Below are 15,367 nucleotides of genomic sequence, written 5' to 3'. Positions count from 1 at the left end.
ACATGCGTGTTGCAATCGAGACGCTCGGATCCCGTGGTGATGTCCAGCCGTATGTCGCCCTTGCCTTGGCTCTTCTGTCACGCGGACACGACGTACAGGTCGCAGCCCCGGCGCAGTTCCAAGGTTTCGTGGAGCGTCACAACATTCCCTATGTCGCTCTTCCAGGCCAGTTTCTTACACTGCTTGATACGCCGGAGGGAAATGCCGCCATTGCAGGTGGCCAAGGGTTTAGCGGTGGGCTGAAGCTCCTCAAGCATATTCGCCCGTTGATGATGGAGCTGTTTGACCGAGAATGGCAGGCAGTCCAGAGCTTCGCGCCAGACATCATCGTCTACCACCCCAAGTCACTCGTTTCTCCTTTTATCGCCACAGCGCTCGGGATCCCGCATGTTCTTGCCTCGCCAGTGCCGGGCTTGACGCCAACACAGGCCTTCCCGAGCCCGCTCCTTCCATTTTTGTCACTCGGTCCTTTCAATCGGCTGAGCCACACATTTGCGCTGAAAGCCGTTGATCTGCTCTTTGGTCGGGATTTGAAGGCTTGGCGAGAACGAGCCTTGGGAACATCTGCCGACAGGCCTGCGCCGCGGGCAGGAACGATCTATGCCTATAGCCCGGCGATACTTCCCAAGCCGTATGATTGGGGTCCTGATATTCTGGTGAGCGGCAACTGGTTTCTGAATGAGCCTGATTGGACGCCGGATCCGGCACTTGCCCGCTTTCTCGATGACGGGCCTCCGCCCGTCTATTTCGGGTTTGGAAGCATGCCAGGGTTGAACCCGGAGGCAGTGACCGAGATGATACTTCAGGCTCTCTCTATGACCGGAGATAGAGGTGTGCTTGCACGTGGTGGTGGGGCTATCAGCACGGGTCGAGCCGAGGGACCAGTCTTCTTTCTCGACAGCGCGCCTCATGATCGACTTCTCCCCGAAATGAGTGCGATCGTTCATCATGGTGGTGCCGGGACAACAGCGGCGGGGCTCCGGGCTGGTCTTCCGACCCAGATCATTCCGTTCTTCGGTGATCAGCCCTTCTGGGGCAGACGCGTGGCAGAGCTCGGTGCAGGTCCGCCTCCATTGAAACGCGCCAATTTGACTGCTGAAACGCTGGCAAAGGCGCTGACCGCATTGGAAGATTCCAAGATGCGGAGAAGGGCGCAAAGCTTGTCAGATGCCATAAAGACGGATCCGGGAGCCGACGCCGCAGTCGACTTCCTTGAGCGCCGGGTCGCCTCCACCCGATGAACCCGCCTATGCGGAGCAACGCTGAGCGAGAGGGGATCAAACTGGGCAGCCTAACAGGCGTAGGCTTCGATGGCGTTATGTAGAATTGCCGGAAGAACCCGTTAGGACGTGAGGTGCGGGCGGCCACGGTTCGGCTGGGGGCGTCGGTGGTCCGTTTCGAGGTCGGAGGTAGAACCCCGCCCGCATCCCTATCAACCCGCAAAGGGCTTCTCTGGCAATACCAAAAAATCGCCGATCAATCTCGCTCAGCTTCTGATCGGTCTGCAGCAAAATGTCGAGCAGTGGATCGCGGTCTCAGCGCTTCTTCGTCTTAAGGCGTAACGCTCGCTGTATCGGTGGTATCTGAGGGCAGGACCACGTCATCTTCAGGTGAGAGCTCTGTCGGATCCGGCGCAGTCACGACCTCGTCACCGAGATCGGCTGACGGATCGGTTACCGAATCGACCACGGGATCCACTACCGGATCGACGACGGGTTCGGCTGGCGCAGCTGCCGCGAGCTCGTCCCGGATCTCGTCAATCTTGCCAATGGCTGAACCGACTCCAAGCGTTGTCTTTGCCCATCCGAGCATCTCATCATCGATCACTGTGCCTGGCTTGGAAGCCGCTTCGAGTGCTGCACGTAGCGCTTCGTCATCAAGCGCAGCATCGGTGGGCAAGGTGTCGACGCCGTTGGCGAGTTCATAGGTCGCATAGGCCACGGCATAGTCGCGGATGGCGGCCATGCGGGGATCCGACGAACTGAGATATGCGTGATAGTTGCGGTTGAGCGAGTTCAAACCAGCGAGCTTTGCTTCAAGTGGTCTGGTCTTCGGCTTTCCCCGCGGAACGGATGCCAGCGTCGTTACGGGTTCGACTGGCCGGCTTACGCTTGATTTGGCCGCAGGCCGCTTGGCCCTTTGTTCAGAGACTTGGCCTTTGCCAGGGCTGGTCTTCTTACCGGCGATGGTGGCGAAGACATCGGTGAAGAAGTTGCCCTTCTGGCTGCGGTCGACGTTGCGGGCGTCCCGGGTCTGTGAGCCACGGTTGTTTCCACCGCTCTTGCCGCTGCCTTTCCCGCTTTCTTTGCCACCGTTGCCCCCGCTCTTGCCGCCCCCGTTTTCGCCGCTCTTGCCACCGCCGTTACCGCCGCCATTGCCATTGCCGCCGCCCTTGTCCTTGGCGAAGGCGGCAGGCGCGCCGATACCTGCCCCGTCTGAGAATTGTGCAATGGGTGCGGCCGAAACAGCAAAGGCGAGACAGACCGTAGTGGCCAACTTGTTAAACAGCATCTGTTTCCTCCAGACCAGAACATCGTGCGCGTATATACACGGGCGTTGGCGTTGACTGTCACACATAGTTCTGACTGCGCCACTAACGCATTCATTCGAACTTTAGCAGAAACGTGGTTGTATTGAGCGTTCCCAGAATGCGAAACGCCTGCGGATTACAAACGACAATGCATTCTGCCGCTGGAACCTTTTGCTTGGACTGGAGGCAGTACCCAAATTGGCCTTCAACTATGCCGTCGCAGCTTTATGGACCTCCCCAGCTGGGTTGAAAAGCATCAATTGGGCTCCCTGCTGGAAATGGGCATCCGCGGTGGGAGAGGAATTCTCCACGTTGAGCAATTTAGGTTCCATAATTCTGCTTACCCCGCAAATGCTCGGGTCCCGAGCTCTAGACTCGGGTTTTGTACAAGTCTCCGTGCAATCAGGCCCCCGCAACCAACGAGACTTGCAAATTCTCCCACTCCGGCAATTTGCGTGACAGTTCATCGATATAAGCTTCGATAAGCTTGTTCTTTTTGGCCTCAGTGTCGATCTCTCCTGAAGCCATACGCGTCATCAGGTCGTTCTGGGCAGCAGCGAAGAACTGCTGCTGCATGACATCGATCGCGTCCATGGATGCCATGATGTGGGCGATGTCGCCGTGCACCTGCAGGCTTGCCGGCTGGTGGCCACGCGTCTTGCCGATGACGACGGTCTGGATGAGGTCACGTACGATCGGCATCGGTCGGCGCGGCGCGATCAGTGCGCTTTCATCTCGCTGACGATCTGATCGGGCGTCAGCTACGACGGGTAGTAAGTCGGCCAATTGGTCACTTCGTTCAAAAGAGCCGCGCGATCATTGCCCAGTAGAGGTGGTAGTGATCAGCCCTCTCCGGCGCGATCTTGTGGTCGCTGAACTGGATGAATTCTGGCGCGAGCGCAATCGCATTGAGCGCCCGACCGATGACGAGCGCTAATGCAACTCCCATGGCCAGGAACGGCCAGAGTACAAGAAGAAGATCGGCATCCGATCCGGCCAGCGAGCCGGCGCCCCAGAAACGAAAGGTATCGAGCGTTTTGCCATCCAGAAGAAGCAGAAGGCGGACGAAGGCATAGAGGAGCGCGTTGACCGCAGCGCCGGCAAGGGTAAGCCGGATCGGGGTCACGCCGCCGTTGCCGATACCACCCAGGAGGAAAACGCCGAAACTGACGACGCCTGTACCACCCATCGCGAACCAGACGAACTCCTCGTAGCTCGACAGGGAGAAGACGGAGATGGCGATCACGACGCCCAGGGAAGCACCTGCGTTTATGCCGAGCAGTCCTGGGTCGGCGATCGGGTTGCGGGTCACCGATTGCATGACCGCCCCGGCGACACCCATGGCAAAGCCCGCGAGGAGTCCAGGCAAGGTGCGTTCCATTCTGAGTTCCCAGATAATCCGGTGTTCCGTCGATCCATCATAGGCAAACAGGGCCCCAAGGGTTGTCGGCCACGCGATTAAGCGCGAGCCCAAGGCAAGTGACAGGCAGGCGATGACCATAAGGCCGAAGAGGAGAACCGCGATTCCAAAGGTCAACCGGACGCCATGGAGCTGTCCTGAACTTCCTGACGCCACCTCAATGCCCTTTGAAGAGATCGTCGACGAGGTCGAGAACGGCCCGGTCTGTCAGGGGCGAGGTGTAGAAGAGCTCGACGGGAAAATCATGGACTTGCCCGGCCTTTACCGCTGGCAGGTCATCCCAGCCGGGGATTGACCTCATGCGATCATAGGCCTGGGTGTCACGCGTCCCGTCTGGTCGAAGGTTACGCCAGAGGAACAGGACGTCCGCGTCCTCCAAGAGGTCTATCCTTTCCTCGGAAAATGCTTGCCGTTCAGGATAAGTCGGTGGCACGTGTGCCGATGGCTCGAAACCGAGGTCTTTATAGAGGACCCCGAGCTGGTTCGCCTGCATCAGAACGAAGGTGCCGTCTCCGAGATTGTTGACGAGCGCCACCTTCAGCCCGGGCGGCAGCCCTTTGCGAACCTCGTCCTTGCGCTTTTCGTAATCCGCGATGAAGGTCTCGGCCACATCCGATCGACCGAACGCGTCGCCATACCGGCGCAGAAGGCCTCGCCAGCCGCCGTTGATGTCCGGATTGAGCCAGATCGTCGGCGCAATGGCCGATAGCAGCTCGTAGCCATTCGGCTCCATTGTGTAGTTCGCGATAATGACGTCCGGCTTCAGGCCGATGAGGCTCTCGAAATTGATCTGCGGGAAGATGGCCAAAGGGGTAATCCCCTCGAGGTCATAGGTCTTCTGATGGGCGGCAAAGGGATAACCGATCTCGCCCCGCAAAGGGCCACCCCCAACCACCGGCAATCCAAGGACGAGTGCATAATCGAGATCCGTCGAGTAGTTCGCCACAACACGTTCAGGATTCACGGGTATTGAGACCGTGCCCTTGTCGGTCGTTACCTCTTTCATGGCCGCCTGGGCGACAACCGGCAATGCGAGTGAAAGAGAGGTAAACGCTGCGGCAAACCCACGGGCGAGCCTGGAAAGAAGAGGCCGCAGGCGCCGAGTTGATGGTGCACTCGTACCGACTTGGCTCTGGCCCCGCTCATCATTTACTCTCAACATCAATTTCCCTCGATCGCCACTATCGACAGCACTTGGTTACATGCGCGGAAGGCTCGCATGTCCCGTAGACGTTCGAGCCAGAAATTTGAGGAGGTTCCAAAGACTGACGCAATGTTAGATAACAACGGTCGTGTGGAGATCCGACCGCTATGCCGCGTGTCCCGCCAGCCTCAGCTACCTACCGAGGAGTTGTCATGTCCACTTCTATCACCCAAATAGAAGCGGACTGTCCCCATACGGCCCTGTTCCGGGAGTTCCAAATAGATCAACTGCTCGATATTCCTCGTTTATCTTCCCGCTTGCATCCGAACTCATGGCGGGGAGACAGTTCGAATCTGTTCAACTGCCGCGAGTTTCTTCGCCAAAAGTGCTCAGTAATCGCCCCGCTGCTCGCCGCAGATCGTCTTATCGCGAATAAGGCAGAGCAACCCGGATGCCTTCTACATCCGCTACACTGACCGGAAAACCGTAAACCTTCTCCAGCACCCCGGTCTGCATGATTGCATCAGGGGGTCCGTCGGCGGCGATCCGCCCGTCCTTCATCGCGATGATGCGGTCGGCGCTCGCCGATGCGTGGTTGATGTCGTGCAACACGATGACGATCGTGTGGCCGGTCTCGTCGACCAAGCGGCGCAACTCCAGCATCAGCTGGCGGGCGTGATACATGTCGAGATTGTTAAGGGGTTCGTCGAGGAAGATGTAGTTGGTTCCTTGCGCATAGGTCATCGCCACCATGACGCGCTGCCGCTGGCCGCCGGAGAGGCGGTCGAGCGAGCGGTTGGCAAGCCCTTCGAGCTCGAAGCGGGTAAGTGCCTCCTCGACCACAGCCTTGTCCTCCGCCGTCATCCGCCCGCCGCTATGCGGAAACCGGCCAAAGCCGACCATTTCGCGCACGGTCACACGCGGCGGCGGGCCAGAGTCCTGCCTCAGAATCGCAAGCTTTTTGGCCAGCACCTTGCCGGGTGTCGAGCCGACCGGAAGCCCGTCGATGGTGACGGATCCCTGCTGCAGCGGCAACAGCCGGGCGGCGAGCGAGAGCAGGGTGGATTTGCCCGCCCCGTTCGGGCCAACCAGGGCGGTGAGGCCACCCCTCGGCAGAACAAGGTCTATGCCGTCGAGCACGCGCTGGCCCTCGCGAGTGAGGCTGACGGATTGGATTTCGATCATCGTGCGCGCCTCGCAAACAGAAGCAGGATGAAGACAAGGCCGCCGAGGAAATCGACGACGACAGAAAGCGTGCCGGCCTGGCCAAGCCCGTGCTGCAACAGCGTCTGTCCGCCGACCAGCACGATGACGCCGAGAAGCATGGCCACGACGAAGACGGAAGCGTGCCGGCGCGACGTCGTGAGCCGTTCGGCAAGCGCTGCGATCAGCAGGCCGAAAAAGGTGACGGGGCCGACGAGTGCTGTGGAGACGGCGACCAGCAGTGACACGGTGATGAGCTGCACCAGCACCACCCGGTTCCAGTCGAGACCGAGGCCGATCGCCGTGTCGCGTCCAAGTGCGGCGATGTCGAGCAGATGGCGGCGCGAAAAGAGGAAGCCGCCGGCCAGCATCGTGACGAGGGCTGCGATGGCGAGCAGGTCCGTATTCGGCGCGGAGAAGTTCGCATACATCGCCCGCTGCGCCACGGCGAATTCCTGCGGATCGATCAGCCGCGCCAGCAGATTGGTCAGGCTGCGGAAAAGCCCGCCGATGACGACGCCGGCGAGCAGCATCAGCGTGAGGTCCATCCGGCTTTTGAGCGCTGGCCAGAGGATGAGCATGGCGAGCAGCATCAGGGCGGATGTTTCCATGCCGAATTTCAGATGCGGCGAGAGTGAGACATAACCCAGCCCGCCAAGCGCAAAGACGAGCGCCGCCTGACCGAACTGGTAGAGCGCGTCGAGCCCCATGATCGAAGGTGTGAGGATGCGGTTGCCGGTGATCGTCTGGAAGGTGACGGTCGAAAGCGCGATGGCAACAGCAACGGTCACCAGCGCCGCAAGCCTGACACCGCGCAGCTCCAGCGCAAAGGCGATATTGCCGCGCAGGTTGACCGTCATGAAGGCGGTGATGGCCAAGAGCGCAAGACAGAGGAGAAGGCCGATGACGATCCGGTCACGCATCGCGGCGCTCCCGAAGGATGAACCAGAGGAAGACGGCAGGTCCGATCACCCCCATCACGGTCCCGACGGGGATCTCGTAAGGAAAGCGTATGACGCGCCCCGCGATATCGGAGGCGAGAACGAGGATTGCCCCGCCGAGCGCCACGAGCGGCAGCGTGCCGCGCAGATTGTCGCCCGAGAGGCGCGAGACGAGATTGGGCACCACAAGGCCGACAAAGGGGATCAGCCCGACGACGACGACCGAGAGCGCCGACATGACCGAGACAAGCACCAATCCGATCTGGGTCATGCGGCGATAATCGATGCCGAGGCTGGTCGCCTGATCCTCGCCAAGCGCCATGATCGTCAGCCGGTCGGCAATCAGCATCGCCGCCGCGACGATGACGACGGCAACGAAGAGCAGCTCGTAGCGGCCCTTCAGCACGCCGGAGAATTCGCCATTGGTCCAGATGTCGAGATATTGCAGGAGATCGGTCTGCCAGGCGACATAGGTAACGGCCGCCCCCACCACGCCGCCATAGACGAGGCCGAAGAGCGGCACGAGATGCGGCTGTTCCGGCGGCAGGCGATGGGCGGTGGCAAGGAACAGTGCGGTGCCGGCGAGCGCACAGCCGCTGGCGACCAGGGCCTTCACGCCAAGGCCGGCGGCCGGCAGAAACAGCGTCACGATCAGGATGCCAAGGGCTGCACTCTGGGCAGTACCTGCCGTCGAGGGCTCGACGAAGCGGTTGCGCGTCAGCGTCTGCATGATCTGGCCTGCAACAGCAAGCCCCGCGCCGCAGAGCACGGCGGCGAGCGCCCGCGGCAGACGGCTTATGGCCATGAGATCGGCAAAGGGCATCGCCCCCTGCGTACCGGAGAGCGATAACTCCTGCACGCCGATGGCAAGGCTCAACACGACGAGAAGCGCCAGGCAGAGCCCGGCGCCAATCATTGCGCGACGATGTGGTCTATCAGCGATGGCAGACATCACTGGCTGGCGGAGAAACCGGCCTCGATCGCGGCCAGCACCCGTTTGGTGGCCTTGAGGCCGCCGGCTGCAATGTAGAAGTCCGCCGAGGGCAGATAGATCACCTGTCCGCTTTTCCAGGCCTTGGTCTCTGCGACCAGGGCATTGTCGAGCGTTGCCTTGGCGTTCTGGTCGTTGGCGCCGATGGCGGCGGCCCGGTCGAGCACCAGCAGCCAGTCGGGATTGGCCTTGGCGATGAATTCGAAGGATACCGGCTCGCCATGGGTGGCGGCCTCGACGTCTTCGACGGCCGGCGGCAGGTCGAGCGCCTTGTGGACCCAGCCGAAGCGGGAATCGATCCCGTAAGCAGTGATCTTCGGCCCGTTGGTCATCAGGATAAGCCCTTTGCCCTTGCCCTGAACGGCGGCCTTGGCGCGGGCGAGCGCTGCGTCGAAATCGGCAACGGCCTTTTCGGCCTCTGCCTGCTTGCCGAGGATCGCGCCATAGGTGAAGGCCCGCTCGCGCGCCTGATCGACCACGGCGACACCGTCCATGGTCATGTCGAGTGAGGGCGCGACCTTGCCCGTTTCCTTCTCCTTGCCGGAGGAGCGACCGCCGACGATGATCAGGTCAGGGGCAAGCGCGCTCAAGGCTTCGAGATTGGGCTCGAAGATATCGCCGACAATCTCGGCCTTGCCCTTCAGATCCGATAATTCGGAGAGATAGAGGTTTTCCGGAATGCCCGCCGGCATCACGCCGATGGCGAGCAGCGTATCAAGGGCGGCAATGTCGAAGACGGCAACCTTGGACGGCGTGCCCTCGACGGTCACCTTGCCGGCGTAGGTCTCGACATCGAGCGCGAGTGCCGGCAGGGCGGCAAGGGTGAGGCCGGCGGCAAGCAGCGCCCATCGGATGAGGGGGCGGGTGAAGGGGCGGATGGTCATGGTCGTTTCTCCCAAACGTCAGATGGTCATGGATCAGCCCAGCGCCTTCAGGCGCGGAGCCGCTGTGTCTTGAAAACCGGCACTCCAGGCGTCGAAGGCAGCGCCCAGCCGGGTCTTGATGGAGGTCTCGAAGCGATCGGCGCGGTCGAGCCGTCGCGTCACGTCCTCGATCAGCCGCCGGTCGCCCGTCTGGGCGAGCTTCATCGCGGCAAAGTGGATGTTCTTCAGCTCCTGATGCAGCGCCTCGATCTCGGTGCACCAGTGCTCGAACTCGCTGTTGGCAAGCTTTGCCGCCCGCCAGATGAAGGCAAAGCCATGCTCATAGGCATATTTGCGGATGGCGAGCACCGGCAGTTCGCGAAGCCCGGATGTCAGATCCGAGAGCGTCAGCCCGTCGCGCCCTTCGACATGGGCGGCGAGGATCGATCGCAGCGCGTCGATCAGCGGGTTGCGGTCGCGGATCAGGCAGGTATCCAGATAGGCCGCGACATCGGTATCGGCAGCCGGCTGGAAGGCGGCGCGATCGAAATGATAGCCGCCGGCGACGGACGGCTGGGCAATCGCGTTCAAGACCTTCGCGCGTTCGATCGGCCCTTCCCAGCGATAGTCGGGGTCGCGGATGAACCAGACATCGGGGTCTTCGGTCATTTCCGGCATCAGATAATGCGGGAAGGGGTTCTGGTTGAACTTGTTTTCCCGCTCCGGCAGGTGGAAGAGGTCGAGCATCACCATCACGCCCTCGGTTTCCCGTCGCTTTTCGAGCAGATCGAGGAAGGTCGCGATGTTCTCGTCCTTGGAGCGCGAATGGTCGTACCAGGGCGTCACGGGCGCGCGGTAGAGGCGCTCGAACCAGAGACGGAAGGGCTCATGGCTGACGGTGGCGTCGTGATAGAGCAGTTCGTGGCGCGGGCTGATCCCGAAGGGCGCATCCCATATGCCGAAATAGAAGGGCCGGTGGTCGATGCCGCGCCGCTTCAAGCCATCGCAAAGGCAGCTGACGAAGCAGTGGACCTTGATGTCGTAATATTCCTCGCCATGCACTCCGCCTTCGAATTCTGCCATCGGCTCTGCGGGTTGCGCCGGTTCGGCGGGTGCCGCGTCGTCCTCGGGCAGGAAGAGATCGGCGAGATCGGCGACCGTCACCACGTCCTTGCGGCTGATCACGGCATCATCGACCATCAGCCCGTGTTCGAGCTCGAGATTGAGGAAGATCTGCAGGATCAGGACGGAATCGAGATAGAGGTCCTGGTTGAGCCGTGCCGTGGGAGAAAACGCCTCCATATGCCGATGCTGCATGGGCCCGGCCAGCACCTGGGCGATGGCGTCGATGATGTCGCTTCGGGTCACGAGGCGCGCTCCTTCTGATCGTTGAATTCTCCGTCCAAGAAGCGCCTCGCGATCTCGCGGCGGCTGATCTTGCCATTCGCCTGGCGCGGCACCTCGGCCACCTGCACGAGATGCATCGGCACCTGATGCGGTTGCAAAGCGGCGATCAGCCGCTCGCGCAGCTCTGATGACGGCATCATCCGGTTCGCCGAATAGACAAGCGCCACCCGCTCGCCGGCAAAACTGTCGGGCACGCGGAAGGCCACCGCATCGGTGACATCGTCCACGGCAATCGCTTGGTCTTCGACATCGCGGGGATAGACGTTGAGGCCCGAGACATTCACCGTGTCATCGAGCCGCGAGATGAAGACCAGTATGCCGTCGGCTCTGACATAGCCGAGGTCCTTGGTCTCGATCCTGCTGATCCCATTCAGCACGATCTCGACGGGCGCATCCGCGCTGCCCTCTTCGGCAAGCGTAAAACGCGGCAGGATGCGGCCCATGTCGGCGGGATGGGTGAGGTCGCTGTTGATCGCCACGCAGCCGGCTTCCGAGCAGCCATATTGCTGATAGAAGCGCTCGGCCTTGGCGCGGATGGTGGAAAACCAGCTCTCCGGCAACAGCGTGCCCGAGGTCATGATCGCATGCACTTTTTCGCCTGTTGGCAGGAGCCGCGCCAGCGTGTGCAGCATGGCGGGAGACGAATAGAGGATCGGTCGCTCGGTTTCGCGCAGCAGTTTGATCAGATGCTTGGGATTGGCGGTGTTCACCACATGCGGCACGCGCCCGCGCTTCAAGCCGACCAGAAGCCCGCAAATCAGCCCGTAAGAATGGGTGGTCGGGCAGGCGACGACGGGCGTCATGTCCTGAGGCTCGCGGAAGAAGCCGACATAGTCTTCCAGCTCCCGCTCGATATCGTCCCATCCGCGCGCCACGCATTTCGCCGCCCCCGTGGTGCCCGAGCTCATCTGCAACAGCCGCCCGCGCGGGCTCTCGTCTTCGGGTTCGCCCAGCCATTCGGCAGTGGTTCCGCCATGATAAAGCCGGTGGCAGCCGGCCTCGTTGGCAAGCTTCCGGGCAGTCGCGAGCGGCGTGCTGGGCAGAAGCGGCAGGATGCTTGCCCCGAGCCGCTTGATGGCGAAGAAGGCCGAGAGCCAGTCGATGGTTTCGGGCAGGCAGACGGCGACGCTGAGGCGCGGGTCCGCGATCCCGGTTGCGGCGAGGAAGGCTTTGCCCTTGGCGTCGATCTCGGTCTGGCTATGGAAGGTTCCGTCGATCAGGATCATGGCTGGTCGCTCCTTTCTTTGAGCCCAAGCGGATTGGGCACCCGGTGGCGATAGAGGCTGCGGTCGCGGAAAAGCTTGCGCGACAACAGCGATTCCGTCGAAATTTCCGTGCTGTCATGGGCAAAGAGTGCAAGCCGCGCCTTGTCGGGATATTGCTCGCCATACCTGTCGAGCAGGTCGCTCACGAGGTCCCAGAAGGCCTGTTCGGAAAGGCCATAGGCCGTCTCGATCAACAGCGAGACCTCCGTCAGGCAGTAGATGAACAGGCAGTCCATCACCAGCTCGCGCAGCTCGTTGGCATGGTCGGTCCAGTAATAGGCATCCGACGGCGCCCCGTCATAAACGGGATCGATGGCGGCGAAATCCGGCAGGTCTTGCGGGCGTCTCAGAAGTGCCGGGCAGAATTCGACGCTCTCGTGGAAGTCGCGCAGGATCAGCCGCTCCGGCCAGCCATTGCGCAAGACGAGGATCATGTTCTGCCCATGCGCCTCAAGTGCCACGCCGTGATGCACCATCAGATGCCAGACCGGCAGAACCGCGACTTCCAGCATGCGGTGCAGCCAGGGCAGGAGCCCGTGCCGTGCGATGAAAGGCGCGATGAACGGCTTGCCGTCCGCCTCCAGCATCATCAGCGCGTTGAAGGGCACCGCCTGTTCGCCGGGCAGGAGCTTCGGGCTTTCGCGCAGCATCAGACCGAGCTTGCCGTCGAGCGCGCCATGCGCATCGACGCGGATGCCGGCATATTCCTGCAGGATGTCGAGCGGATAGCGGCTGCGAAAATCTTGATCGTCAGCAACAAGCCCGGCAAGCCAGCGGCTGAGATGCGGTGCGGTGACGATCGAATGTGGCTCCAGCACGCGCATGGAGGAGGTGTTGACGATGTCGAGCGGCAGCTTCACATGCGCGCGGGCCGGATCGGCATGGTTGATGAGCGTCCGGATCGATTGCGTTGCCCGATAGGGATCGCCGTTTTCTCCGAGCGAGGCGACACGCCCGTCCGCGATCCAGTCGGCAAGCAGCCCGTCCTTCAGATGCCGCCACTGCCAGGGGTGCAGAGGGACAAGCGCATGGCTCTCAAGCGAGACGCCCTTGCGCTTCATCCGCGAGAACAGCCGGGCCGCATGTGCCTCGCCCAGTTCGTTCCGCCAGAAGGTTTCCACGGCAGTCGGCAGGGCCTCGCGCACATGCGCGCGTGCGACCGCCAGCCAATGCAGCCGGAAGGGCCGGGCGGCCTCCGGGCCGAAAAGGGCGTTATCCTCCAGCGTGAAGCCGGTGCGGGACTTGAAGCAGGGATGATAGGGATGCGCCTCGGAAAGCGCGCAATCCAGCCGGTCGAAGGGCAGCAACCGGCGGTCACCGGGCTGCGGCAGGGTGCTGTCCTGCGCCAGAAAGACGATCGTGCTTTGCAATTCCTTGAGCAGCGTCAGCCGCGCCGTCTCCGGTGCCGGGACCAGATCGACCAATTGATCGAGCGCGCCGACCGTCCAGGCGCGCGTTTGCGGGCATCGCAGCTGCAGCGAGCCTGGCGCCATGCGCGTGCGTCCAAACGGCCCCTGATGCAGCTGCGCGCGTGCCTCGCCGTGGCCGATGACAAGCCGTGTCGTGCCGTCGTTCGAACCGGGATCGTCGACCTCTGCCACCCCTTCGAAAAGCAGGGCCGAGACGAGTTGCCGGAGCACGCGGTCTTCCGGCTGGCCGGGAAGATCAAGAGGCAAGGGCATCGGTGAGCCTCCCGTTCTGGATATGGGTCGGATGCAGCGGGTTCGGCATTTCCCGGTAAAGCGAGGCTCCCGCCCCACCTTCGAGCTCGTCGATGCCGGCGACGCGCACGCCGAGATTGGCCTTGGTGGTGATCGTGCTGTCGTCGAGAAGGTGCCGGACGAAATCGAGCCCGCTGCCGCGCAAGGTCTTGGCTAGCGCCATGAGGTGGCTGCGCAGCCGGGTGAGCAGGCAGACCTCGTCGGCAAGGCCTTCCGTCCCCATCCGGTGGATCACGGCAAAGACCTGGTTGACGACAAGGTAGTAGCCGAAGCGGCGGCGGATCTCCGCGTCGGGATAGAAGAGGTCGGCGACTTCGGTGAGCGCGGGCAGGGCAGAGGTGAGTGTCGGGCGATGCCTCTTCGAGAGATAGAAGCCCTGGCTGTCGCGATAGATCACCTTCGTCGGCCAGCCCTGGGACACCTCGACCAGCATGTTCTGCTGATGCGCTTCGAGCGCGATGCCGGTCTCGTCATAAAGCCGGACAAGCGCGGTCATGGCGCAGTCGAGATAGCGATCGAACCACTGATGCGCGGCCTCGGTCCTCGCTAGGCCCGCCTCACCCGCGAGCCGCTCGATGAGTGCCGCAAGCCGCTGGCGCCGCCCGGGAAGGGCCGGTGCCGTCAGCGCCGCAAGGCTCACCACGCCCTCGCCCCTGTCGCCGCGATAGGGGTTCTCCCGCAGGATCACCTCGAAGCCGCTTTCGCTCGATCCCGGCAGATCGAGCGTGAGATAAGCGGGATCTCGGAGGAAGCCGAGCTTCGGCAGCCGGGTCTCAAGGTCGAGCAGGTCGACCAGCTGCGCCATGACGACGCCGGCCTCCAGCTCATGGCGGCGGTTGAGCCTCAGCGAATTGGTGATCTTCACCGGCAGCGAGAATTTCAGCATCCAGTCGCAGTCGTCGGAGGCGATGGTGCGCACCGAAGAGGTCGCGGTAAAGAGAACCCCGCCACTGCCGAGCGGACGCAGAAGACCTGCCTCGATCAACGCCTGGATGCGTGGCTGAAGCATCAGTGCCTCGGCCTGCAGCGGATGCATCGGCAAGAGCATCTCCTCCTCGTCGAGCGTCCTCGCATCGAGCAGATCGCCCGCCATTGCGCCGACTATTGCATTGAGGTCGCCCGCGACTGAGCAGGCCCGCACCATATCGCGCGGTGCGGCGAAATAGCTGAGCGCAAACCGCCCGCCACCCTCGGGGGCATAGACCTCCGACTGCCAGTCGCTCATGCCGGTGAGGCTCTTCGGCGTGGGGTGCATCCAGTGCCCGAAGGTGAGCGATTGCTCGCTTTCGAGGAAACCCTCGGGCTGGTTGTCGCGCCGATCCTGCGCCGCGTTTGCCAACGTCGCGATCCGCGCGCAGCTCTGTAGCGTCCTGAGCATCAGCTCGAGGCCAGCGCCCGGGCGGCTTTCACTTTTGGTCTTTTCGGTGAGATCCTGCACTAGGCATTGCACGGCCCAGAGCGGATCGATCGGCTGCCAGGCAGTTTCCCCCTGCTGGCGGCTGAAGAGCGGCCCGAAGGCCTTCGGGCCTACCTGGCTTTCGGCCTCAAGAACCGCGCGCAGATGCAGCCGCTGTTCTGTGAGATACCAGTCGAGGCAGCGCCGTTCGCAGCCATCGAGCGCCATGCAACCCGCGCAGCCGGCATCGATCTCGCGGATGTAACAATTGGCAAAGCTCTGGAATGTAGTGGCAGCTGCGATCGCATACGGATCGTGCCAGGATTGAGCTTGGGCCTGTGCCGGGGTTTGGGCGCGCGCCATCATAACCACGCTCCGGTCGGCCGAATATCCGGTCCGCGAAGCCCGTGGCGGAAATCCCGCTTGGGTTCCAACTCGCTCATCGAGGTTGTCCTCGTCACTCGATACAGAAAAGCCCTCCGCCGG

The 15,367-nt window shown here is 62.3% G+C and carries 12 protein-coding genes and 2 pseudogenes; 1 reads left to right on the top strand and 13 read right to left on the bottom strand.

Going from position 1 to position 15,367, the window contains the following annotated elements; translation table 11 throughout:
- Window positions 1-2: 2 nt before the first annotated feature.
- Window positions 3-1,241, top strand: a complete 1,239-nt coding sequence (locus M1E12_RS15590; protein WP_479562456.1) for a glycosyltransferase — start codon at window positions 3-5, stop codon at window positions 1,239-1,241.
- A gap of 310 nt (window positions 1,242-1,551) precedes the next feature.
- On the opposite strand, the gene M1E12_RS15585 is transcribed toward M1E12_RS15590, so the two are convergent.
- From M1E12_RS15585 to M1E12_RS15525, 13 genes and pseudogenes are all read right to left on the bottom strand, one after another.
- Complete coding sequence (locus tag M1E12_RS15585; protein ID WP_479562455.1) at window positions 1,552-2,511, bottom strand: hypothetical protein; 960 nt, start codon at window positions 2,509-2,511, stop codon at window positions 1,552-1,554.
- A gap of 421 nt (window positions 2,512-2,932) precedes the next feature.
- The gene (locus tag M1E12_RS15580; RefSeq protein ID WP_479562454.1) at window positions 2,933-3,316 is read right to left on the bottom strand and encodes a hypothetical protein; all 384 of its coding nucleotides are present in this window, start codon (window positions 3,314-3,316) and stop codon (window positions 2,933-2,935) included.
- Window positions 3,292-3,425 (bottom strand): annotated as a pseudogene (locus M1E12_RS15575) (ZinT/AdcA family metal-binding protein); the annotation flags it as partial. The gene M1E12_RS15580 and the pseudogene M1E12_RS15575, both read right to left, overlap by 25 nt.
- A 60-nt stretch (window positions 3,426-3,485) precedes the next feature.
- Window positions 3,486-4,031 (bottom strand): annotated as a pseudogene (locus tag M1E12_RS15570) (FecCD family ABC transporter permease); the annotation flags it as partial.
- A 76-nt stretch (window positions 4,032-4,107) separates the two neighbouring features.
- Window positions 4,108-4,956 (bottom strand): ABC transporter substrate-binding protein, encoded by an 849-nt coding sequence (locus M1E12_RS15565; protein WP_310243653.1) that lies wholly within the window; start codon window positions 4,954-4,956, stop codon window positions 4,108-4,110.
- 561 nt (window positions 4,957-5,517) lie between these two features.
- Window positions 5,518-6,279 (bottom strand): iron ABC transporter ATP-binding protein, encoded by a 762-nt coding sequence (locus tag M1E12_RS15560; RefSeq protein ID WP_479562453.1) that lies wholly within the window; start codon window positions 6,277-6,279, stop codon window positions 5,518-5,520.
- The gene (locus tag M1E12_RS15555; RefSeq protein ID WP_479562452.1) at window positions 6,276-7,220 is read right to left on the bottom strand and encodes an iron chelate uptake ABC transporter family permease subunit; all 945 of its coding nucleotides are present in this window, start codon (window positions 7,218-7,220) and stop codon (window positions 6,276-6,278) included. The genes M1E12_RS15560 and M1E12_RS15555 overlap by 4 nt, the downstream gene beginning before the upstream one ends.
- Window positions 7,213-8,190 carry an ABC transporter permease gene (locus M1E12_RS15550; protein ID WP_479562451.1) on the bottom strand — a complete coding sequence of 326 codons (978 nt, stop codon included), beginning with the start codon at window positions 8,188-8,190 and terminating at the stop codon, window positions 7,213-7,215. Before M1E12_RS15550 ends, M1E12_RS15555 begins: the two co-directional genes overlap by 8 nt.
- Window positions 8,190-9,113 (bottom strand): siderophore ABC transporter substrate-binding protein, encoded by a 924-nt coding sequence (locus M1E12_RS15545; RefSeq protein WP_479562450.1) that lies wholly within the window; start codon window positions 9,111-9,113, stop codon window positions 8,190-8,192. Before M1E12_RS15545 ends, M1E12_RS15550 begins: the two co-directional genes overlap by 1 nt.
- A 33-nt stretch (window positions 9,114-9,146) precedes the next feature.
- The gene (locus M1E12_RS15540) at window positions 9,147-10,460 is read right to left on the bottom strand and encodes a DUF6005 family protein (protein ID WP_479562449.1); all 1,314 of its coding nucleotides are present in this window, start codon (window positions 10,458-10,460) and stop codon (window positions 9,147-9,149) included.
- Entirely contained in the window at window positions 10,457-11,725 is a 1,269-nt protein-coding gene (locus M1E12_RS15535; protein WP_479562448.1) for an AMP-binding protein, read from the bottom strand. The genes M1E12_RS15540 and M1E12_RS15535 overlap by 4 nt, the downstream gene beginning before the upstream one ends.
- Entirely contained in the window at window positions 11,722-13,446 is a 1,725-nt protein-coding gene (locus tag M1E12_RS15530; protein WP_479562447.1) for an IucA/IucC family protein, read from the bottom strand. Before M1E12_RS15530 ends, M1E12_RS15535 begins: the two co-directional genes overlap by 4 nt.
- Window positions 13,430-15,247: an IucA/IucC family protein gene (locus M1E12_RS15525; RefSeq protein WP_479562446.1), complete on the bottom strand. Its 1,818-nt coding sequence runs from the start codon at window positions 15,245-15,247 to the stop codon at window positions 13,430-13,432. Before M1E12_RS15525 ends, M1E12_RS15530 begins: the two co-directional genes overlap by 17 nt.
- Between the last annotated feature and the right edge of the window lie 120 nt (window positions 15,248-15,367).

The organism is Rhizobium sp. K33 (assembly GCF_056501445.1).
This window is presented reverse-complemented; position numbering and strand designations above follow the sequence as displayed.